Source organism: Bifidobacterium crudilactis (assembly GCF_000738005.1).
GTDB classification, from domain to species: domain Bacteria; phylum Actinomycetota; class Actinomycetes; order Actinomycetales; family Bifidobacteriaceae; genus Bombiscardovia; species Bombiscardovia crudilactis.
This window is the reverse complement of the sequence record NZ_JHAL01000001.1, coordinates 194,971-217,245: the sequence shown is the minus strand read 5'-3', so window position 1 is coordinate 217,245 and position 22,275 is coordinate 194,971. Positions and strand designations below refer to the sequence as shown.

Here is a 22,275-nt window from a genome sequence, read left to right as displayed (position 1 = left end):
CTTGAAACAACTGTATGCGCTTACATTGAGTTGCGCAAGTCGATGAATTTACATTTTCTTACATTGCTTGAAGTGTTGATTTTTCAACGTTTCTGTAACCTAACCTTCTCGACACGCCGAATGATAGCGCTCTCACGAACGCGAATTAAGCGCTATTGTTATGCTCATTCGTGAAAGAAATGTATGAAAACTGGTTTTGGAGGGCGACGTGGCCAAGAAACCTACGGTCTATGATGTGGCGGAACAGGCGGGAGTGTCCATCGCCACCGTTTCGCGAGCGCTCCGCAAACCGCAAAGCGTCAGGCAGACGACGCGCGAATCCATCGAGGCCGCCATCCAGCTGCTCGGATACGTGCCCAGCGGCAGCGCGCGAAGTCTTGCAGCACGCAGAACAGGCATCATAGGGCTGGTGCTCCCCAATGTCGACGAACTCGAGACACTGGGTGATTTCGAACTCATGAATCACGACACCGCAGAAATATCCGTTGACCGGCAGGTCGTAGGGAAAAGCCACCGCGACTCGCTCTACTTCGACCATGTGCTTCGCGGCTGCGAACTCGAATCGTGGAGCCAGGGATTGTCCTTGATGGTCAGCATCGGTTTGGGCCGTGGCGAGTCGGATGTCAACCAGTTGGTTCACGACATGATCGGCAAAGTGGATGGCCTGATTATTCTGGCGAGGAGCGTACCGGACAGGCTCGTGGAATCGCTGTATTCACGTATCCCCCTGGTCATGGTCGCGGACGCGCCAATCGGCGGCGAAAACAAGATGGACCTCGTCCGTGTCAGCAATCGCAAAGGCATGAAGACCCTGGTCGAGCATCTCGTCGACGCGCATCAGGTCAGTCGCTTCATATATATGGCCGGACCGGATGATTCCCCCGATAACCACAAGCGGTATGTGGGCTTTCAGGAGGGCCTCGCGGCAAAGGGCATCAGCCCTGAATCCATTCCCATCTACCGAGGGAAATTCTCCAGGCCCACGGCGAAGAACATCACCAATGACCTCATCGCACGCGGAGACCTCCCCCAGGCACTGGTATGTGCCAACGACCAGATGGCTCTGGGTGCACTCGACGCCCTCACGCAGGCAGGACTTCACGTCCCCGAAGACGTCATCGTCACCGGTTTCGACGGTATCGAGGAGTCCGACACCTCACACCCGCGGCTCACCACGGTGCGCCAGCCGATGGTCAATCTCGGCCGGGCCGCAGTCAGCACCGTCGTCAAACGTATCGAGCACCCTGACGATCCGCCCTACTCCACCGAAATGCCGGTGCACGTCCTACTGAGAGAGAGCTGCGAAGGCCCCTTGGGCGCTGTGTAGAGGGTTATTGTCCTCCACTGAATGTTTGTGTAGGGATTTGACAGTACACGAAGCTAAATCAATGAGGAGACCGTTGAAATATCAACGGTCTCCTCATTCAATATGTCGCGTATAAGGATAAATCCCTACACAAACGCAAGATGGGCGCAATTCGAGTGTGACCTTGGTTGATTTCACACGATGAGATGGGTATTGAGCTCTTTTCTCAGCATTCTCCACTGCGGAAGATACATATCCATACGCCGTTGGAATTCCGGACCATGCCCGTGCACATATAGATGAGTCAGCTCATGCACCAGCACGTACTCCAGAAACCTGGGGTCCAGCCGAGCAAGCTCGACGTTGAGGCGAATCCTTCGCGTTGCCGGAGTGCAGGAACCCCAGCGCGAGGTCATCAGCCTCAAGGAAATCGAGGACGGTTCACGTCCGACCACAGGAACCCACCGCTGCAGCAGCTCCGGAAGGCGTGCATTGATGCTTGACTTGGCACGGTCGACGGCGGCCTCGTCCCACTCGGGCTTCCCCTCCGGAGGCACCGAACTCATGGCGGCGGAAAGCCTGTTCCGCGTCTTGCGTATCCAGGATTCACGGGAATCAACGAACTCAAGAATCGCATGATCCGGCATCCTCAGAGGCGCTGTAATCTCGATTCGGCCGTCCGGCGGCTTGACTCGCAGGTACAGATTCTTGACTCTGCCATGGCTGACCTGAATCGTCTCGGCTTTCCACCGCATCTGAGACTGTTTGTACCCACGTCGGCCGGAGTATGAGGCTTGTGGCCGTGGAGCGCTTGACATACCGATATCTTCCCGCAAGGACTGGATACCGCTTGCATGACGGCAACGTGACTGTATGCAAAGGTGCCGTATATGTATACGAGCTTCACGGGCGCCCCGCCGGCCTGTGTTTTCTGGATGTTTTCTGGATGGCTCCGGCCGTACCGCGGCAGAGCCATTGCCGGCAACATCTCTCGGCGCTGCCACAGACGCCACAAAGCTCGTCACGGCAGGCAACACACCGATTGCAGCCTCTCATGCGACACAAATTGACATCTCAATAAAGTGCCACTATTGTGGGCAGTCGTGTGATTTTCAAGTCATGCGTAGTTGGGCCCGTAGCTCAGGTGGTTAGAGCGCATCCCTGATAAGGATGAGGTCGGAGGTTCAAGTCCTCCCGGGCCCACGCGATATTCTCGCAACAGATTTCGGGGCTATGGCGCAGCTGGTAGCGCATCTGCTTTGCAAGCAGAGGGTCGCCGGTTCGAACCCGGCTAGCTCCACAGTTCACCCCTCGGAAACACCAGTTTTCCGAGGTTTTTTATGGTTTCTCCGACTGTAATCTTCCCAGGATGTGACGTTTGCAGAACTTCGAAATATGCCCCATATCGTTATGAGAGTAACTACCCCAAGCACCGAAATTGTCTCGGGCTGGTGTACTATAAATCTAGAAACCAAGTTTCAGATACTATTCGTGATGCACGGTTACGGTTGGGCGGATAACATGCATATGCAAGCACACCACGGTCAATATTGTTAGCTGGTTATGCAATATGGCAACAAGCACACCAGGATTTCTCAAGACAGCAACTGTGCCTCGGGAACCATGGCGGTGTGTGAACGAATCCTTTCGGGATACTGTATCCCTGCTTCTACAGTATCCATCGCACGCAGAAGCTTCACACGGAAGATCGAGTCCACGATGCTCAGTCTCAGAACCGAGTTCAATTAGCAGTCAACCGCAGCGCTGACACGCAGAGCAACTGCTTCAGCGCGTTCCCAGGTCTTGCCAGTTGGTGGCCGCTACCCCAATGGCATGTCTGCCTGCAATTGGCAACAACACGTATGAGGAGAAACCGTTTTGAAAAAAAGCCATATCATCACATCCGGCATCGTGACGCTGCTTATCGTGCTTTCAGCGATTACGATAGCCCTGTATTACGTCGAACTCCTCACGCCCGAGATATCTCTTGCCACAGTCGTTCTGCTCATCATCGGTCTGGCTACGGGCGCATTGCTTCCCAATGTCGTGTCGACGTGGGTGATTCTGCTGCTCACCACTATCGGTGGAGCCATTCTGCTACTGGGAGACGTTCCCGTATCGCTCGCGTCAAAAATCGTGCTTCTCGCGGTCTTTCCGATTAGCGCCGGTCTCATGGCGCTCGGTGGTTCATTGTCATCCGCTTCGGCTGGATCAATGTCAATCGGCATGACATCGAGAGATATACCCAGCACTACGACCAAGTGACAAAACTGCAAACGGAACACAACGCCAGCAAGATGTACCTCAAAGCCACCCGTTTCATTAAGGATGACATCGATCTGGAGCTTTCGTTCACCGTTACCGCGATTCACTGGGCGCATAACACTCAGTTCAAACAATTCCATCCCGCTGATTACGACGAAGCACTCAGGCAGATGGCCAGAGTGCTGAAGGACAGTCGTCTGCCTTCCGAATCACTGTACTATCTCGGCCACGGAACCTTTCTGATCATTTCGCATCAGCTCTCCACCGAGACATACGAGAAGCGGAACTCATACACCAAGGAACAGCTGAATCAGGTGCGCTGCCTGGAAGCCGTCCCCCAGTTCAAATGGGGAAAGGTGGTAATCGATGATGCCAACGTCACGCAATATCCGACTCTCGACGAGACCCTCAACCAGCTGCGTCGTCAGATGGAAACGGATCTAGTGGTCGAGTATCTGCAAGGAGAGCGCTCCTGATGATTGTAGTATTCTGGTGGGTCGCCGTGCTGATTACCGCGCTGTTCTCAGTAGCGATGGTGATTTTTTTCGCGTGCCAATGGATTATCTATTTTCGGGTTGAACGATCGATGCTGCAACAGCAGAAGCTCGATCAGACCACAGAATGACGACGACAAGGTAACAGTATGGTGATATCAGAAGCTTTCATGATTTTCGCGTTAATCACTATATGGATATCCTTGCTGGTATCCATGACCACCCTTGCAGGAGCCGTTCATTTCTGGTTGCAGCAGAGCAAGGAACTGGTTTTCGTCACAGCCCTGCCTTCCTACCCCAAAGTGACGATCGTCGTCCCGGCGCATAACGAAGAAATAGTTATCGCCCAGACGGTTCGAGCGATTCTGGAACTCAACTATCCTCCCGAACAGGTCGAGCTGTTGCTATTCGCGGACAACTGCAACGATCGGACCGCGGAGGCGATGAGGCAGGTAGCGAACCTGCCCGAATACCGTAATCGAGACGTCCAAATCATCGAGAGGGTGGGGACAGGAGGCAAAGCCGGCGTCTTGAATGACGCACTGCCGATGGCCCAGGGAGAATACATCGGCGTGTATGACGCCGATGCGATGCCCGAGAAGAACGCCCTGTACTTTCTGGTCAGAAAAGCCATCGAGAATCCGGAACGATACATGGCTGTGTTCGGCAGAAACAAGACCAGAAACGCGCAACAGAATTTTCTGACGAAATGCATCAATCAGGAAATCGTCGTCACCCAGAGGATACAGCACTGCGCGATATGGCATATGTTCAAAATCGGACGCATCCCCGGAACAAATTTCATCATCAATCGCGATTTCGCCAAATCGATTGGTGGATGGAGCGACGGAGCACTTACCGAAGATACGGACATCTCCTTCAAAATCATGCAAAGCGGCAAGCTGATTGCTCTGGCATATAACTCCGAAGCCTTCCAGCAGGAGCCAGAACGCCTGCACGATTACTATTTTCAACGCCTGCGCTGGGCGAAGGGCAATTACCAGGTGGTTATCCACAACTTCAAGCATCTCTTCAATCGCAGCAATTGGCGGGTCAAACTTGAGGTGATGTATTACTCGGCAACATTCTTCTGGTTCGACGCGGCAATAGTGCTGTCGAATATCATCTTCCTCTCCAACATCGCTTTTCTCATAGCCAGAGCGTTCAATCCCGCATTATCAATCCCATTCACCTTTGGTGAGAACAACACGGCGATCATGCAAGTGCTGCTGATCAATTGGTTGCTGATGATCATCCTGTACCTGCTGCAGATATCGATAGCGATGTCCACGCAATTCGGGCAGGCCACCACCAATCAGATATGGATAGCCTTGGCATCGTATTTCACGTATTCGCAATTATTCATCATCGTCTCACTTCATGCCGTGATTTCCGTGGGCCTGGACGCCCTGTTCCACAGGGATGGCAGTGTCTGGGTGAAAACCAAAAGATTCAACAACTAGGGGGTTTGGATGAAGCGCCTATCACTCATGTGGACCTTGGCCGCCGTAATCACCATCGCCTATATCGCCACCATGATATTCGTGCGGGTTGGGAGCACCACAGGCATGCAGCACAAACTGTACAGGCAATGGCAACAGGAATACGTGATGCAGGAGAGCGGGAATCAGGCTTTCATCAACACCAGCAACGACAGATCCAATCCCGTGGCGCTCTCCGAAGGGCAGGGTTACGGCATGTATCTCACCGCCATTGCAGGCGGCAAAGGCTGGGCCACACAACAGAACTTCGATGACCTGCTGAACTTCTATCTCGAACACCGTGATGTCGTCGGAGAGCATCGGGACACCGAGACCTACCTGATGCAGTGGAAGCTCGAGAAGAACAATCAGACCTGGAAAAGCCATGCCAACAGCGCGACCGATGGCGATCTCTACATTGCATACAGCCTTCATCTGGCCAGTTCGTCTTGGCCAGGCCGCAGAAGCTATTACCAGTCAATCGAACGCAAACTGATTGACGACATACTCGCGTATGAATACAACACAGAGACTCAAACGCTCACCGTCGGCAACTGGGCCGACAAGCAGTCCGAATACTACAATCTGATGCGCACCTCCGATGTCATGCCGACTTTTTTTGAAGCGTTCCACACCTTATCGGGCGACGCTCGATGGTCGACGGTGAACAATGCCATGCTGGATCGCATGGTGAATCTGAGCGATCAACAGCAGACCGGCCTTCTCCCTGATTTCGCTTGGGTGACGGACACCGGCGCCCGACCGGTCAAAGGGAAAACCGTCGCGACGAAGTTCGATGGCGATTATTCCTCGAACGCATGCCGCACACCGATGATGCTGGCTTCGAGCGACGATTCGCGTGCAGGAAAGGTCGTTTCGAAGCTGCTGAAGTTCTTCGAGTCTCAGGAGACCATAACCGCGGGGTATTCGCTGGCAGGCAACCGTCTCAACGACTACACTTCGAACAGCTTCACGGCTCCCCTGACCTTCGCGGCGAACCTCGAACGCTTTCAAGGGTACAGCCGCCTGAAAGCATACCGGCAGAGCATGCTTACGGAAACACTGACGACCACGAATTACTACGATGCCACGCTAACCGTCATGGCAGTGATGGGAGATAACCATTAGGATGCAGAAAATAATGACCATCTTCGGCACACGGCCCGAAGCAATCAAGATGGCTCCGGTTATCAAAGCCATCGATGCCAACCCGGACACCACACCCATCGTCGTGCTGACCGGTCAGCACAAGGAGATGCTGCAGCAGGTTCTGGATATCTTCGACATTCACCCGGACGCCGACCTGAAGGTGATGGCCAGGCAGCAGACGCTTTCCCAAATCACCAGCAAAGTCATACTCGGGCTCGATCCGGTTCTGGACGAGCATCGGCCAGACCTGGTTCTGGTCCACGGTGACACCACCACAACCATGGCGGCCGGTCTCAGCGCCTTCTATCATCAGATTCCCGTTGGTCATGTCGAAGCGGGCCTGCGCACCTGGGATAAGTATTCCCCGTATCCCGAGGAAATGAACCGCATGCTCACCGACGACATCGCCGATCTGTATTTTGCGCCCACGCAGCTGAGCAAAGACAACCTCCTGCAGGAACACCATCCCGAATCACGGATTTTCATCACGGGGAACACGGCCATAGACGCTTTGAAATACACGGTTCATGCCGATTATCATCATCCCGTTCTCGAAGCGATTCCTCAAGGGCACAAATTCATTCTGCTGACCATGCATCGACGCGAGAACCAGGGTCAAGCCATGAGGAATACCTTTACGGCCATCAGAAATGTCGTCCTGGCCACACCGGACCTTGATGTCATATATCCGGTGCATCTGAGTCCACGCGTGCAACAGGTGGCACACGAGATCTTTGACGACGTCGAGGGCGTTCACCTGATAGAACCCTTGGATGTCACCGATTTTCACGGTCTGGCCTCGCAGAGCTACTTCATCATGACGGACTCCGGCGGAGTGCAGGAAGAGGCCCCGTCATTGAACAAGCCCGTGCTGGTGCTGCGTGATTCAACCGAACGCCCCGAAGGCGTCACGGCAGGAACCCTCAAGGTAATCGGGACCGAAACCGAAGCGGTGCGCAACGCCATGACCGAGCTGCTGAACGATCAGCGGGAGTACCGGGCGATGTCTACTGCGGTAAACCCCTATGGGGACGGGCATGCCGCCGAACGCATCGTGGCCATATGCCGGGACTATATTTCCGGGAAGCTCCGGCACCCCGGCATGTGACCGCAGCTCCCCTACCGACGGTCATGTCTCGCTGCAGGCTCAGTCGGTATAGTCGAGTTCACCCAGTTGACTGATCAGGCGCATATTCTCGCGGTAATCCACGGGGCAGGCGATGATGTCGACGCCGCTTCCGCTGCACATGGCCCGGCGCAGCACCGGATACAGTTCATCCGCACTGGTGATTTCGTGACCTTTGGCGCCGAAACTGGCCGCGAGCGCGACGACATCGGGGTTGTTGAAATCGACGTACTCGTGTTTTCCGGCGTGAATGTCCATCTTCCATTTGATCAGGCCGTATGATTCGTCGACCCACACGAGAACGACCATACGGCAGCCGCACCTGACCGCCGTTTCAATCTCCTGAATATTCATCATGAAACTGCCGTCGCCCATCACTGCAAGCACGGGTTTGGATGGCTGCGCAATCGAGACGCCGACAGCTCCCGGCAGCGTCCAGCCCATGGTGGACAAGGAGTTGTCGATGAGACAGGTGTCGGTCTGATACGTGGGGTACAGGCGGGCCATCCACATCTTCAACGCACCGGTATCGACCAGTGTCGTCCAGTCTCTTCTCACCGCACGTCGAGTGTCGTACACCACTCGCTGCGGTTTCATCGGAAATGCCGGATCGTTGGCGCAGGAAATCGTTTCGGCATGCAGCAGCTCTCGGATTTTCGGCTGGCTGGTGTCGAAGCTGACATTCTGCTCACGCAGTTTGGTGGTGAGCGCATACAGCGTGGCCCCTATATCCGCCCTGATGTTCAACGCCGTGGAGTAGTGCGCATCGGAATCTTCCACGAAGGTGTTGATGTGGATAATCGTCTTGTCGTTATGCGGATTGATTTTCTTCGGGTCGAACTGCTGGATGGAGAATCCCAATGCCAGAATCAGATCGGCCGTATCGAATGCAAAGTTCTCATAGTCGTGGTGCATGAAACCGACCACGCCCAGCGCGTTCGGATGGTCGTCGGGGAATACGCCCTTGCCCTCGAAGGTTGTGGCGACCGGAACATTGCACTGCTCGGCGAACATCATCAGCTGTTGTTCCGCATGCGAGCGCGAGATGCCGTTGCCCGCGAGAATGATGGGGTGCTTCGCATTGCGTATCAGTTCCACGGCCTCTTGAATGATGCCGTCCGTGGGAATGGTGTGCAAGGGTCTTGGCAGGGCGAGAGGATGCGCATCCACATCGACGGGTTTTTCCGCCACGTCTTCGGGGATGATCAGGCAGGTTGCGCCGGGCCGTGCATGTTGGGCCATCGAAAAGGCCTTCCGCACCATCTCAGGTGAGGAATTCGGGTCCATCACCATTGACGTCCATTGCGTTATCGGTCTGAACAGCGACTCGAGATCGACGATCTGATGGGATTCCTTATACAGACGATTCAATGAGCCCTGCGCGCATATTGCCACAAGAGGTGTGGTGCTGGCATTCGCCTGTGCCACGGGAAGCATCAGATTGAGCGCACCCGGCCCAAGCGTGGACAGGCACACACCGGGTTTTCCGGTGAGATAGGCATAGGTCGAGGCCATGAAACCCGCGCCCTGTTCGTGGCGGGTCAGCACGAAACGAATGCGTCCGTCCCGCTCGATAGCCTCCATCAGCGTGATGTTCTCCTCGCCTGGAATGCCGAAGATAACCTCGACTCCTTCGTTCACCAGACATTCGACGATGAGGTCGGCGGTGTTCCTGCGCCGCTCCGCAACCTCGGAAAGCGCCGGTTCCGCATTCACCTCGGCTTTCGCTTCGGTCGCCGGATCGAGTTCCGTGGTTCTCGCGTCTTCCAATGTTCCTCCTCATATGTGCCCTGTGCACCGGCAATCCCTGTTCCGCACCCATACTCAACGCGCCTGGCAATACCTGGCAATGCCTTGTAATGCCTTGGTAATGGCGATGCGCCTGTCCCTTCGGATACCAAGGACGGTGGTCGGCATTCGACGATTGCAATCATTCATTATGTCTATTGCCGTCTCGTTTCACAATGACCATCTACACCATATGACCGTAATTCACTGTGACCTCGCCCACATCGCCTTGCGACGTCCATCGCGCCGCTGGGGCCCGCTTCACCGATTGGTCACAGGATTGTCAGCTGCTTCCATGCTTTCCCCATCGCTCCATTGAGATAGGTCGTTCATACTGAATTCAAGGCCCCGGTTTCCCCACTCTTTCTCTTCGCCGGGGCCATCCCCCTCTCCCGTATAACGCCTTCCGGCAGCGTGCGGAAAACCGTCCAGGCTCAAGGCCTCATCTTCCTGCACACGTGCGAGCCACGCCATACCCAGTGAAACCAAGACGTTTCAGGCTCAATGAATCAACTATGCTGTTGTTGTGTGCACTGTAGGGGGAAGGTGTTCCGATGTGGGATCTTGATGTTTCGGATATTCGACAATACGCCGCCACGGGGAGGCTGCCGGCCGTTTCGGTGGTGGATGGCGTTCTTGGACGCGCATGTGAGCGTGCGTTGCAGCATCATGAGGGCAAGGTGGCGGACTATATCCCCGCACTGGCGGATGCAGACCCTGAGGTCTTCGGCATAGCGATCACCGAGACGAACGGCCGCACCCACCAACTCGGCTCGTATGGTCATGTCTTCTCGATTCAATCCATCTCGAAGGTTTTTGTATATGCCCTGGTGTGCGAGGCGCTTGGCCATGAAGAGGTGCTGACCGCCATTGGCGTCAACGCGACGGGGCTGCCCTTCAACTCGGTTATGGCCCTTGAACTCAACGGCGGGCATCCATTGAATCCGATGGTCAATGCCGGTGCCATTGCCACCACCTCCCGAGTCCCCGGAAACAGCGGCGCAGAACGGTGGGAGTTCATTCAGTCGGGGCTTTCCGCATTCGCGGGCCGGCCGCTCACCTTGGATGATGGCGTTTACCGCTCGGAGGCGCTCACGAACCAACGCAACCAAGGTATCGCCAGACTGCTCAGCGGCTATGGGTGTCTCAAGGGAGACAGTGACGAAACGGTTGACGTCTACACACGCCAGTGCTCTCTGCTGGTTGACGCCCATGATCTCTCGGTTATGGGCGCGACGCTTGCGGATGGCGGAGTGAATCCGGTTACCGGCAAACGTGTCGTGGGGGAACAGGTCGCACGCGACGCCCTGGCCGTTATGGCCACGGCCGGATTGTACGAACGCTCAGGGGAATGGCTGGTGGAAATAGGACTTCCCGGAAAATCAGGCGTCGCCGGCGGCCTGCTCACCGTCGCCCCCGGAAAAGGGGCCGTGGGAAGCTATGCACCTCGTTTGGATGAGGCGGGCAACAGCGTACGAGGCCAAATCGCGGCGGCGTATCTTTCACGTGCGCTGGGGTTGAATCTCTTTGCCTCTGCACACGATGCTTCTTCACCCGGTACGCCTGCATCCGAGACCACATCATCAGATTCAGGAAAGAAAGACACGGATAACGATGAGTAGCGAACGATGCCGCAATGATGAACGTTCTCTGAACAATCCTCTGGAGGAACAATGACGGAACCACGAACAACAGATAAGGCACCGGTGACGACGGAATTCGCGGCGGTGACCCGCAACTCCTGGGTGCCGATGGTCGGATTATTCCTCGCACAGGTGCTGATGTCCTTCAACGTTGCGGCTTTGCCCGTGTCCATGGGAGGCATGGTCGAAGATTTCGGCGTTCCGCCAACCAGCGTCTCAACAGCTATCGTGACATACGGTCTAGTCGTGGCCGCCCTGGTCATGGTCGGCGCCAAACTCGGGCAGCGCATCGGCTGGGTGCATATATTCCGAGTCGTAGTCGGCATTTTCGCCATTTCCGCGCTCTGCATGGTATTGGCGCAATCAGTGGTGTGGGTCATCGTCGCCCAGGCGCTTGCCGGTGCTTCGGCCGCGATCATCGTCCCCTCCCTGGTCGCGTTGATCGCCGAGAACTATCATGGCGCCCAGCAGGCAACGGCAATCGGTTCGCTCGGCTCGGCCAGAGCGCTCTCCGGTGTGAGCGCATTCCTCATCGGAGGCACTCTCGCCACACTCGTCGGTTGGCGTCCCGTATTCGGTATCGTGCTTGTGCTCGCCGTCACCGTATTCATATTCAGCTTCCGTTTGCGCGGCGATCACGGCGACAAGACGATAAGCATAGATGTCATCGGGGCCCCGCTCATAGGTTTGGGCATCGTCCTGCTCACCTTGGGCGTGAATAATCTCAATGGATGGGGTCTGCTACGAGCCACGTCTTCCGCGCCGTTCAACATCCTCGGCATGTCACCCGCACCACTGCTCATCGTGGTCGGCATCATCCTCGTCCAGCTATTCACCATGTGGACACGCAAACGTTCCGCCGAAGGCAAGGAGCCGCTTGTCGAACTCGGCATTCTGAAGTCCTCACGTGAGCGTTCAGCGGTATTCGCCATGTTCATCGTGGTCGCCATGGAAGCTGCACTGAATTTCACCATTCCGCTCTACATCCAGATAGTCCAGGGCAGAAGCGCATTCAGCACATCGATGGCGATGCTGCCCTTCAACCTGACCGTATTCTTCACCGCCATGCTGGTGGTTCGCGTGTACAAGCGCTTCACTCCACGTCAGATCGGCGTCTTCTCCTTCGGACTCACCACCTTTGCGCTGCTCTGGTTGGCATATGTGGTGAACAATAACTGGGAGACCTTCCCCACCATTCTGGGACTGTTCATCTTCGGCGTTGGACAGGGTTCCCTGGTCACTCTGGTTTTCAACGTTCTGGTCACTTCGGCACCGAAAGAACTGGCCGGCGATGTCGGTTCCATCAGAGGCACGACGCAGAATCTGGCCTCGGCAGTCGGTACGGCACTCGCCGGAGCACTGATGGTCGGTCTGCTCGCAGGCAACGTCACACTCGCCCTGAGCGACGGCAGCAATGTCGACCTACCGAAGGACCTGACTTCACAGGTCGATCTGGACAACACCAACTTCGTGTCGAACGATCACCTCAAAGAAGTGCTTGCTACGACGACCGCTACCCCTGAGCAGGTCGACGCGGCAGTGTCGCTGAATGAACAAGCACGTCTTTCCGCTCTGAAAACCGGTCTCCTGATAATGGCCGCCCTGAGCGGTGTCGCCATCATTCCCGCAGGCAGACTGCCCAACTATACACCGGAGGAAATCCCCGATCCCGATCCGATCAAGAAACAGGTCTGAGCTTCCCGAGGATGCAGGGTCGTTCAGTCTTCCCGCATCCTCCTGAGCCACTCCCGCACCAGCGCTTCGGTGACCGTTGACTGTTCAAGATGCACATTGTGCCCTGCGGCATCGAGCACGGTGTATGTGCCTCGCGGATAATGCTCGATGCGATTCCACGCATCGGTGTATCCCACCACCTGGTCCTGTCGTCCTGTGATGAACAGACTGGGTCGCGCGAAGGGCTCGGGATGCGCGTCCTCGGGCTCCTGGTCCAGCGAGTAATGCGCAGATATACGCTTCAAAGCCTCCCGGTCGGAGGATTTCAGGCCCGGAAGCACATATTTCTCGAATGCCGCGGCATGCTCCGCATTCTGCACGACGGCCATCTGCGTGTAGTCCTCGGCCATGGCGCCAAGTGACGCGATGAGTTCATGGTCCTCGTGCAGAACAGTTGTCCTGGGCAGCGACCGTTGATCGTGGTCATTGACGAAGACCCCCGCGAGGGTTGCAAGGCCCAGGACCTGCTCACGCATATCATGGGCGACGCAACGTGCGACCATGCCGCCGAAGGAATTGCCGAGCACCGCGAAGGACTCGCCTCCCAGATGCCCACGAATCCAGCTCTCGACCGCGTCAACGACATCCTGTGAGCTGTTGACATCTTCGGCAGGGCTTTTGCCATGGCCGGGCAGGTCGATGAATATCTGCCTCCAACCACCCAGGTCGTCAATCATTGAGCTCAGTGATGCGAGAATCCGATGGTCCACACCGAAACCATGAATCAGCAGCAGCGGCGTGCCGTCACCTCGTTCTTCGCTGTACAACACGTGGTCCTCCAAGATTCACTAACAGTAATGCCATAGGCAGCATACCCACTTGGGGCAACAGCCTATGGCATAGTTTGGATTGCCTGAAGAGGGGATTCTCTAGAGACTCAGCACTTCCTTGAGGCCATCTTCAAGCGACAGGAGGGGATGACCGAGCGTTGTTTCGAAATCCCCCGAGGTCAGCTCGAGATCGCCGGCTTTTATCAGCTGCTGGATGCCGAGTATCCCTTGCGCCGCCTCCTCGGGAAGCCCATGGCCTTTCAGAGCCTCCGTGAAGCCGTCAGCGTCAAGGTCACGCGCGCTGACCGCCTTCCCGGATGCCTTCGACAGGGCTTGTGCCAGTTCACCATAGGTATGCGGCTCACCTGAGAGTTCCAGAATATCGGGGGTTTCCTGCTGTCCGGACAGGACGCGTGCCGCCGCCTCTGCATATTCCCGCTTCAGAGCCCATCCGACGGTCGCATCGCCTGCGGAGTAATCCAGCTCGCCGCTGTCGAGTGCCATCTTCAACAACGTGGTCTCGTTTTCGAGGTACCAGTTGTTGCGCAGGAAGGTGTGAGCGATACCAGACCGCTCGATCAGCTGCTCGGTGAACTGATGGTCCGTGGAAAGCATGTTGTCCACATTGCTGGCATTGGCAAAGCTGGTGTAGGCGATGAACGAGACACCGGCCTCCTTGGCTTCGTTCACCACGTTGGTATGTTCGGCCTGACGATTGCCCGGAGCGCCGGAGATGAACAGCAGGCGGTCAACGCCCTTGAAGGCTTCCTTCAGCGAATCCGTATCGCCATAATCCCCGATGCGAACCGTGATTCCCTGGCCTCTGAGCGATGCGGCCTTTTCTTCGTTCCGTGCCAGCGCGATGATGTCCGAGACAGGCACCATCTTCTTCAGATATTCGAGTGCGTATCCGCCCAAACCACCGGTTGCTCCAGTTACCAAATATGTCATAGTCGTCCCCTCCATTACCGCCCTCTCACCGAAGTCCCGTTGAGAAGACGTCACATGTGTTTTGCTGTATATTTATAATGTACAGCTGATAGTAGTGAGTTCTCTCCGTCAAGTCAAGTCGCCTCAAGTCGAGTCACTGTGAAGCGGTGCGGTTATAGTCGAACTTCGAGAGAACTCACACGAGCACATGAGAGGAGGCACAGGAATGCGATATTCCACGCAACTCAGCGATGCCGTGCACATTCTCGCCTACATCGCCGTGTTCTCGGAAAGTGATGCGGTCACCAGCGACATTCTCGCGGCGAGCATAGAAACGAACCCGACGAACGTCCGGAAAATCATGGGCAAGTTGCGGCAACACGGCCTGATTCATACGGTGAACGGACGTCCGAAGCCGACATTGAGCCGACCGGTCGAAGACATAACCTTGTACGACGTGTTCATCAGCGTCAACGAGGATGCCCGGCTTATCGAGGTCGATGACCATACCAATCCGCGGTGCATCATCGGCGCGAATATCCAGCAGGCCCTCGAAAAGGAGTACGACCGGCTGCAGCAGGCTGCGGAAAACGAGATGAAACAGGTCACACTCGCGGACATTCTGCGAAGCATATCCACTTCAGCCGTCAACACCGACCCTAAAAACGCCGAAATCGTCGCTTCGTTCCTCTAACAGGGCTCTTTACGAAGATAACTGCACTAAAAGTGCAGCTTTTTCACCAATAGATGACCGAATTGCTGTACTTTTAGTGCAGTTATCTCGTTGCGGCTGTTTTAGTCGCGGCCAAGCATGCTCTGGACCATGTCCTCCATGGATTCCTGTGCCGGACGATACCGCATACCGAGCTCCTGTCGACTTTTTCTCGAATCCGCCCGCAGCACATGCCCGACATTCCGCCGCACGTATCCCCGACCGAGGCCGATCAACGGTGCTGCGGCAAATACCAGCGCCTTGGGTATCGCCCTGTCAGGCAGGGGCAGGCTGTTGCCGAATCGAGGCTTCAGGCTCTTCGCGAGCGCCAAGGTGTCCGTGTCCTCGGAAGCAAGGATGTGGCGACCATGGGCATCAGGAAGGAAGGCCGCCGCGATATGCGCCCTGGCGACATCACGCACATCCACCACGCTGACCCCGATTCTGGGTAGACCGAACCTTCCCGTGCCGCCGATCATCTGCTCGACGATGGTAAAGCTGTCACTGCTCGGCCTGGGATTCAATGCCGGGCCGATAACCAGTGCGGGGTTAACCACCACCAGACGCCACTGATGCTGAGCCCGGGCGATATGCCAGGCCTCTCGTTCCGCCAATGTTTTGGAATAGGAATATGGCTCACGCGTGGTCGTGGAAGTATCGTTCCACTGGGATTCGGTGATGATGCCACCGGGCCGACGCTCCACATCGACCGCATCGCTATAGATGGCGGCCACTGAGCTGGTAAGCACCACACGACGGACCTCGGAGGTCTCGCTGGCGCTATTCAGCACGTTTCTGGTGCCTTCCAACGCCGGTTTCACCAAATCACGCATCGGTTCCGAGACCTTGCGGACAAAGGGCGAAGCCATATGGAACACCACCGCACACCCCTGCATGGCCTTCACATAGGAGCGGGGCTTGAGCAGATCCGCGGCGAACAGCCTGAGCTCGCCCGGAGCACCTTCAGCCAGCCTCAGCAGATGACCGACCTTATGCTCATCCTTCGGGTTGCGGACCGCCGCATGCACGGTTACACCGGCATCCAACAGGCCTTTGACCACCCAACTCGCCACATAGCCGTTGGCACCGGTCACCAGAACCGGTGCGGTTGTGTCGATTGGCAGTCCCGATACATCTACGGACATATCCATCATTGCTGATCCCATGTTCCAATCGTCACACACCGATATGCGTATCGTCTGATTTGCCCGTAAGCGTACTTCCCTGTCCCCGATTCAGCGAATCGCGAGCACGCTGCAGCGACCGGTCTTCATGCCATCGACACAGAAAACTCACGGACCGCGGAAAACAACCCAGACATCTCGGCGTGGTCACGATACCCGTCCGTTTACACTCGTAACCGTGGGGACCGCTGAACCTGAATTACTGCGTCTTTCACCATGGACCGCGCGAGGAATGCTCATCATCGCCGCGGCCACATGGGGAGGCGGCTATACCTTTTCCAAAATCGCCCTTGAAACCCTCTCCGTGCAATGGATGATGGCGATACGACTGTGCCTGAGCGTGGCCATTATGGTGGTATTGCTTTGGCGCAGAATTCGCAGAACGCACCTGACGCATCTGTTGGTACCGGGAATACTGCTCGGGTTCACCTACTGGATAGCCTTCATGTTCCAGATGCGCGGCCTTGCGCTGACCGAACCCGGCCGCAACGCCTTTCTGACCGCAACGTATTGCGTGTTCGTCCCCTTTCTGGTGTGGATAATCGCCAAGCAACGTCCCGCGGCCCGTCATATTCTTGCAGCCATGATCTGCCTGTTCGGCGTAGGCTTCATCGCCATCCCGAAAGTCGGGGCCAGTCTCAGTCTCGGCCAGGGAGATACGCTCACCTTGATCGGCGCGGTACTGTTCGCCATCAATCTGGTCCTGTCGGGAATGTTCGCCAAGAAGTTCGACATGCTCATGCTGACACTCATCGAATTCGCCACTGCCGCGACGCTCTTCACCGGTGGCGCGCTCATCACCGATCCGATTCCGCAGGCGGCGGCTTTCAGTTGGACCACGCTCGCCTCTCTGGCATACCTCATCATCGGATCTACTCTGGTCGCCCAGAACTTCCAGAATCTTGCTTTCTCCAAGGTGCCCGCGGCCCAAGGCTCTCTGATTCTCTGCACCGAAAGCCTGTTCGGCCTGCTGTTTTCCGTGGTGCTGGTACATGAGCACATCAGTCCCACGAATCTGGTCGGCTTCGCGCTCATTTTCTTCGCCATAGTACTTTCGGAGCTGCATCGGCCCCATATGCACCGGCGCCGCAAGGACATATCGGGCCCCAGAGCGAACGTCCTCTGAGCCCTTGGGGAAACGTCGACGACCTATGCCCACCGCTCGTTCAGGATTCTCTGATTTCACTGCCAGCAAGTCACCATATCGTTACATGAACAAAGCGTAGGGTGGCGAATATGAGTACTGCATCGAGGCCTGTCAACAGCCAAATGCCAGCAGCCAAAGTGACTGCATCGGACAGACTCGGTCAAATTCGCTCCTCCGGCGAAGTTCCGGTGACGACACAGATTTCCGATCGTATTCAAAAACCACGATTGCGGGGAATTCTCCATCTGATGGCGTTCCCGGTCAGCGTCATCGCCTCGATGGTCCTGATCGCGCTGGCCCCCTCAGGAGAGCTGAAGATCGGCGCCTCCATTTATGCGCTGAGCACCATGCTCCTGTTCGGCAACAGCGCCATGCTTCATGTAGGCCGTTGGGGCCGACGGATGAATACCATCCTGTGTCAGATCGATTACGCCAATATCTTCATCATCATCGCGGGCACGAACACCGTGTTCCTGCTCACGCTTCATACCCCGCTTCGTTGGACGTACCTTGCCATCATCTGGACCGTGGCGTTCCTCGGATCCGTGTGTCACGCCATATGGCACGAAAATCACGATTGGCTCTTCACCACCATCTATGTGGTTCTGGGACTCACGGCCGTACTGCTCCTGCCCTTGCTGTGGAATGCGCCGAACCATGGCCACGCGGTCACTATCCTCCTGGCCGTCGGCGGGGCAGCCTACATCGCCGGGGCATGCTGCTTTGCGATGCGCCGCCCGAATCCTTTCCCCGGCTGGTTCGAATATCATGAGGTCTTTCACGCGGGAACCATCGTCGGATACGTCTGCCATGCCGTAGCGGCCTTTCTGGCCATCACCTCGGCAGCGGTCGTGTGAACATACCGCAGGATTCCTAGGAACCGTGCAACACATACTTGGTGGTTTAGCTGTTCTTCAAGCTCACTGTAAACACGGATGTTGCGCGAACGGTAATACAATGTATTCAGGAGGTGGTGGCGATGACCACGATGACCATGAGAGTCGATGACACGGATGCAAAACTCATCAAGGAGTATGCCGGGTTCCACGGCATGAGTGTCAGCGATTTCGCCCGCACGGCCATGCTCGAGAAGATTGAGGACGCGCACGACCTCGCAGCCCTACGAGACGCTATCGAAGCCGACGACGGCACCAGGTACACCCTCGACCAGGTGAAGAAGGAACTCGATCTGTGAGCTACCACGTTCGTCTGACCCCGGCCGCGCTCAAACAACTCAGGAAGATGGACCGCTTCGACGCGAGAATCATCACCGACTGGATCACCGACCGGCTCGAAGGCTGCGACAACCCCCGCGCCTTCGGCAAACCTCTGAGCGCGAACAGGGCAGGAGAATGGCGCTACCGTATTGGCAAGTACCGGGTCCTGTGCATAATCCAGGACAACGAACTCATTGTGCATGTGTTCAGCATCGAACATCGAAGTACCGTCTACCGCTAAGCGAATACCCGCACAAATTAGCACGCAAGTCCGCCAACAACCCGCCCATATCAGGCGGGCCAAGATATTTACAGCGACTTACCTCACCGGCAGCCTCCGGTGCCTGCCGACGACGATGTGCAGAGCGACTATTGCACTGGCAATCAGGGTAGCAATCCAAGGAATGGCAAAGCCCTGTTCGGGCCCGTGCGCATCAAGCACCACGCCGGTGATGGCCGACCCCGCCGAGGCACCCAGAGCTCCGAGGGCACCTAGCCACGAAAGCCCTTCGGTCAGGTGTTCCGAGGCCACTGCATGCTGAACGATCATATTGCAGGTGGCGATGGTGGGTGCGATGAACAGCCCCGCTACGAATTGCAGCAATCCGAGCACCAGCAGATTGCTCAATGCCAGACGGAACGACAGATATCCCAATCCCAACAGGAACAGCAGCACGCAATAGCGTGTCCAGAGTGATCGTCTCCAGCTTCGAGAACCGTATACGAGCCCTCCCACCAAGGAGCCCGAGGCGAAAACAGCGACCATGACCCCGACCAGGCCGGCCTTGCCCTGAGCTTTGGTGAGGGCCACAATGCTCACATCGTAGCCATTGAACGCCAGGTTCAGCAGCATGTAACTCAGCATCACCGACAGCACTCCGGGAAACAAGGGCAGCAGTCGACGGGCGATTGCCCCGAACGACTTGTCACCGCTGCCGAGGCCCTCAGCTCGGCTCTGGCCGCTGGTTCCTGAATGCCGCGCTTCCCTTACCGTCTCGGCTTCGGCGGCAGATGCTTTCCGCACGAAGGATGGCTGTGTGTCCACCAGGGAGAAGAAGGCGAAACCTCCGACGCAGAGCGCCAAGGCAGGTACGAACAGCTGTGAGACCGGGTGCACCGAAGTGGCCAGAACCGTGGCGAAAATGGGCCCGACGATGAAAATCAGCTCGTCGACTGCGGATTCGAAGGCATAGGCCGTGGTCAGCAGTTCACTATGTCCTGAACGCCCAAGCACCCATGACCAGCGCGTTCTCACCAGCGCCCCGAAGGAGAACTGCGTCGCGCCCATCACGAAGGCCAGGATGACGAGCAACCACAACGGAGCTCTCAGCAGCACGGCAACAGCGAATACGAGCATGCTGCCGATGGACAGCACCACGGCGACTCTTCCCACCGCATGCTGCCCATAGCGGTCGAATAGTCTTGCGAAGAGCGGCGTTCCGGATGCTATGCCGATCACGTTCAGTGCGCTCACGATGCCGGAACTCGTCCAGTCACCGTAGATGCTGTTGATGGCCAGCACCGTGCCGAGGGGAATCATCGAAATCGGCAAGCGCGCCAGCGCCGCCGCAGCGGAAAATGATTTCGTCCCCGGAATCTCAAAGATTCTGGCATACAGACTGACGGCCTGCATCGTTCTTCTCCCGTTTCTTTCCAAGCTGGAATAGCCCAACCTTCCCCATCGTATTACACCTTTTACGCGGGGTGAAGCTACCGACGTACCGGCCGAGCGTATCGGCAGGCGAACCAGAGTTCGGCCACCGCACCGGGATCCTTCAGATCGACGGACAGCAATCTGGCGATACGGGCCATGTATTTGCTCATCGTATGTCTGTGAATCTCCAGCGTTCTGGCGGCCTCTTCCATCTTCCCCTGCGCTTCGATCCACGCGTGCAGCACCTCGATCGCCCCCACACTCAAGGAGTCGCCATCCGTGGCGGCATCACGGTCGGTATGCGGACCTGTGGAAAGATTGAAGGTCACATTCCGCAAAGGCGCGAGTTTAAGATCTGCGAATGCCCGTAGCAAAGAAGGTTCCAACAGATTCTCCAAGGTCCCCGCGGCACTGCCTTGTCCGTATTGCACCGAAGCGGCACCGGTGGTTTTCGCCTCAGCCGCGGCCTGATACGCCTCGTGTCTGGCCCGAGCCATGTCCAGCCAGGTCGACGCCGATGAGACACCCAACACCACGCTGCCGTCCCTGCCGAGCTGACTGACCCATTCCGAGACGTTGGACTGGGAAACGATGATCCACAGATCATCCTCAACCATGCCGAACACCACAGGATTGAGGTTCTTGACCAGGGATTTGCGGAAGGGCTCGACCAGACGCTGCGCTGCCTCCAGGGCACTCATATCGCCGAGTAATCGCATGGCGCACAAGGGTTCAGCCGGCATGCCATCCCATAGGTCATGGGCGTACGGGCGCACCGAAGCGGCATGGCCTTCCAGACATCGACGCACCATCGAGGCCCTCAGCCGCGAAAGCACCCTGTTGGCATCCGTGGAGCGGCTTATGGCCAGAGAAAGCAAGGAGACTGCGGCCACAACCGGTGTATGGTCCAACGACCCCGTGACCCCTTTTCTGCCGGCCACCAGATACCCCAAGGTGTCTCCCGCCGGCGAGGCGACATGGAACACCGCCACGTCATAGCCTTTGACATTGATGAATTTCGCCTCTCCCAGAACACTGAAGGTCAGGGCGTCGCCCAAGGCATCGATGTGCACGGGCAGAAAACGGTGCGAAGACTCGATAACCGTTCCCGCCGGATTGATCAATGCCGCCCATCCGCCGATAATCTCGGCAAGCTTGGAGACGATTGAGCTCACCGGATACAGCGTATGCACGGATCGCATGAGCTGACGCTGGTCGTTATAGGCGCGCGCGAAGCCCCGCTGTCTCTCATCGGTGAGCTTTCTCGACACCTCCTTGGTGATCGCGATGAATGGCGTCGGGGCGGGAACGCTGAACAACGGCAAGCCATATTGCGTGCATTGCTCCACAAGCCATGTCGGAATACGCTGATGTCTGACACCCACGCCGAAGCCAATCCCCCGAATGCCCGCCTTGACCAGTCTTCTGGCGTATTGCCGCTGCTCGTCGTTGGCGACGTCGTCAGCCATTGCGAGTCCGGTCAGCAGTATCAGTTCACCGCCTTCCAGATAGGGTGTCGGATCGGCGAGCTCGGTGGAATGAACCCATGAAATCGGCGCATCCACCGATTCCGGATGGCCTGGGACCACCACTTGCAGATGCAGGTCGGAGCGGGCCAGCAGACTACGCAATGAAATCGTCATTATCCCCTTCATTCTGCATGCGGTCCGCGTGA

The 22,275-nt window shown here is 56.8% G+C and carries 20 protein-coding genes, 2 tRNA genes and 1 pseudogene; 16 read left to right on the top strand and 7 right to left on the bottom strand.

Going from position 1 to position 22,275, the window contains the following annotated elements:
* Positions 1-208 precede the first annotated feature (208 nt).
* Complete coding sequence (locus tag DB51_RS00850) at positions 209-1,327, top strand: LacI family DNA-binding transcriptional regulator (protein ID WP_034251042.1); 1,119 nt, start codon at positions 209-211, stop codon at positions 1,325-1,327.
* A gap of 173 nt (positions 1,328-1,500) precedes the next feature.
* Here the strand turns inward: DB51_RS00850 and DB51_RS00845 are convergent.
* Positions 1,501-2,019 (bottom strand): annotated as a pseudogene (locus DB51_RS00845) (YgjP family zinc-dependent metalloprotease); the annotation flags it as partial.
* A 416-nt stretch (positions 2,020-2,435) separates the two neighbouring features.
* On the opposite strand from DB51_RS00845, the gene DB51_RS00840 reads away from it, so the two are divergent.
* From DB51_RS00840 to wecB, 8 genes are all read left to right on the top strand, one after another.
* A tRNA-Ile gene (locus DB51_RS00840) sits at positions 2,436-2,509 on the top strand.
* A 24-nt stretch (positions 2,510-2,533) separates the two neighbouring features.
* A tRNA-Ala gene (locus tag DB51_RS00835) sits at positions 2,534-2,606 on the top strand.
* Between the two features lie 578 nt (positions 2,607-3,184).
* Entirely contained in the window at positions 3,185-3,571 is a 387-nt protein-coding gene (locus DB51_RS09650; protein WP_051867116.1) for a hypothetical protein, read from the top strand.
* Entirely contained in the window at positions 3,568-4,047 is a 480-nt protein-coding gene (locus DB51_RS09645) for a hypothetical protein (RefSeq protein ID WP_051867115.1), read from the top strand. Before DB51_RS09650 ends, DB51_RS09645 begins: the two co-directional genes overlap by 4 nt.
* Positions 4,047-4,196, top strand: a complete 150-nt coding sequence (locus DB51_RS10110; protein ID WP_156958169.1) for a hypothetical protein — start codon at positions 4,047-4,049, stop codon at positions 4,194-4,196. Before DB51_RS09645 ends, DB51_RS10110 begins: the two co-directional genes overlap by 1 nt.
* An 18-nt stretch (positions 4,197-4,214) precedes the next feature.
* Positions 4,215-5,528 carry a glycosyltransferase family 2 protein gene (locus DB51_RS00825; RefSeq protein ID WP_202961976.1) on the top strand — a complete coding sequence of 438 codons (1,314 nt, stop codon included), beginning with the start codon at positions 4,215-4,217 and terminating at the stop codon, positions 5,526-5,528.
* 9 nt (positions 5,529-5,537) lie between these two features.
* Positions 5,538-6,674 carry a glycosyl hydrolase family 8 gene (locus DB51_RS00820; RefSeq protein WP_034250730.1) on the top strand — a complete coding sequence of 379 codons (1,137 nt, stop codon included), beginning with the start codon at positions 5,538-5,540 and terminating at the stop codon, positions 6,672-6,674.
* A gap of 1 nt (position 6,675) precedes the next feature.
* Complete coding sequence (gene wecB / locus DB51_RS00815) at positions 6,676-7,803, top strand: non-hydrolyzing UDP-N-acetylglucosamine 2-epimerase (protein ID WP_193786461.1); 1,128 nt, start codon at positions 6,676-6,678, stop codon at positions 7,801-7,803.
* 39 nt (positions 7,804-7,842) lie between these two features.
* Here wecB and DB51_RS00810 read toward each other — a convergent pair whose 3' ends face one another.
* Positions 7,843-9,537 carry an acetolactate synthase large subunit gene (locus DB51_RS00810; protein WP_034251035.1) on the bottom strand — a complete coding sequence of 565 codons (1,695 nt, stop codon included), beginning with the start codon at positions 9,535-9,537 and terminating at the stop codon, positions 7,843-7,845.
* Positions 9,538-10,163: 626 nt separating this feature from the next.
* On the opposite strand from DB51_RS00810, the gene glsA reads away from it, so the two are divergent.
* Together glsA and DB51_RS00795 are read left to right on the top strand one after the other, a co-directional pair.
* Positions 10,164-11,231: a glutaminase A gene (gene glsA / locus DB51_RS00800; RefSeq protein ID WP_051867114.1), complete on the top strand. Its 1,068-nt coding sequence runs from the start codon at positions 10,164-10,166 to the stop codon at positions 11,229-11,231.
* Positions 11,232-11,282: 51 nt separating this feature from the next.
* Positions 11,283-12,947 (top strand): MFS transporter, encoded by a 1,665-nt coding sequence (locus DB51_RS00795; RefSeq protein ID WP_202961975.1) that lies wholly within the window; start codon positions 11,283-11,285, stop codon positions 12,945-12,947.
* A 23-nt stretch (positions 12,948-12,970) separates the two neighbouring features.
* Here DB51_RS00795 and DB51_RS00790 read toward each other — a convergent pair whose 3' ends face one another.
* Both DB51_RS00790 and DB51_RS00785 read right to left on the bottom strand, forming a co-directional pair.
* Complete coding sequence (locus DB51_RS00790) at positions 12,971-13,756, bottom strand: alpha/beta fold hydrolase (RefSeq protein ID WP_202961974.1); 786 nt, start codon at positions 13,754-13,756, stop codon at positions 12,971-12,973.
* A gap of 99 nt (positions 13,757-13,855) precedes the next feature.
* Positions 13,856-14,707 (bottom strand): SDR family oxidoreductase, encoded by an 852-nt coding sequence (locus tag DB51_RS00785; RefSeq protein ID WP_034250726.1) that lies wholly within the window; start codon positions 14,705-14,707, stop codon positions 13,856-13,858.
* A gap of 205 nt (positions 14,708-14,912) precedes the next feature.
* Between DB51_RS00785 and DB51_RS00780 the strand changes: the two genes are divergently transcribed.
* Positions 14,913-15,380 carry an Rrf2 family transcriptional regulator gene (locus tag DB51_RS00780; RefSeq protein WP_034251026.1) on the top strand — a complete coding sequence of 156 codons (468 nt, stop codon included), beginning with the start codon at positions 14,913-14,915 and terminating at the stop codon, positions 15,378-15,380.
* A gap of 101 nt (positions 15,381-15,481) precedes the next feature.
* On the opposite strand, the gene DB51_RS00775 is transcribed toward DB51_RS00780, so the two are convergent.
* The gene (locus tag DB51_RS00775) at positions 15,482-16,564 is read right to left on the bottom strand and encodes an NAD-dependent epimerase/dehydratase family protein (RefSeq protein WP_156958168.1); all 1,083 of its coding nucleotides are present in this window, start codon (positions 16,562-16,564) and stop codon (positions 15,482-15,484) included.
* A 196-nt stretch (positions 16,565-16,760) separates the two neighbouring features.
* On the opposite strand from DB51_RS00775, the gene DB51_RS00770 reads away from it, so the two are divergent.
* From DB51_RS00770 to DB51_RS00755, 4 genes are all read left to right on the top strand, one after another.
* Positions 16,761-17,708: a DMT family transporter gene (locus DB51_RS00770; RefSeq protein ID WP_034250724.1), complete on the top strand. Its 948-nt coding sequence runs from the start codon at positions 16,761-16,763 to the stop codon at positions 17,706-17,708.
* A gap of 110 nt (positions 17,709-17,818) precedes the next feature.
* A complete protein-coding gene (trhA, locus tag DB51_RS00765) occupies positions 17,819-18,586 on the top strand; it encodes a PAQR family membrane homeostasis protein TrhA (protein ID WP_156958167.1) in 768 nt (255 codons plus the stop codon).
* Between the two features lie 122 nt (positions 18,587-18,708).
* The gene (gene relB, locus DB51_RS00760; protein ID WP_034250723.1) at positions 18,709-18,924 is read left to right on the top strand and encodes a type II toxin-antitoxin system RelB family antitoxin; all 216 of its coding nucleotides are present in this window, start codon (positions 18,709-18,711) and stop codon (positions 18,922-18,924) included.
* Positions 18,921-19,187: a type II toxin-antitoxin system RelE family toxin gene (locus DB51_RS00755; protein WP_034250722.1), complete on the top strand. Its 267-nt coding sequence runs from the start codon at positions 18,921-18,923 to the stop codon at positions 19,185-19,187. Before relB ends, DB51_RS00755 begins: the two co-directional genes overlap by 4 nt.
* A gap of 78 nt (positions 19,188-19,265) precedes the next feature.
* On the opposite strand, the gene DB51_RS00750 is transcribed toward DB51_RS00755, so the two are convergent.
* Both DB51_RS00750 and DB51_RS00745 read right to left on the bottom strand, forming a co-directional pair.
* Positions 19,266-20,579 carry an MFS transporter gene (locus tag DB51_RS00750; protein ID WP_034250721.1) on the bottom strand — a complete coding sequence of 438 codons (1,314 nt, stop codon included), beginning with the start codon at positions 20,577-20,579 and terminating at the stop codon, positions 19,266-19,268.
* A 77-nt stretch (positions 20,580-20,656) separates the two neighbouring features.
* Positions 20,657-22,243 (bottom strand): PucR family transcriptional regulator, encoded by a 1,587-nt coding sequence (locus DB51_RS00745; RefSeq protein WP_034250720.1) that lies wholly within the window; start codon positions 22,241-22,243, stop codon positions 20,657-20,659.
* Positions 22,244-22,275 lie beyond the last annotated feature (32 nt).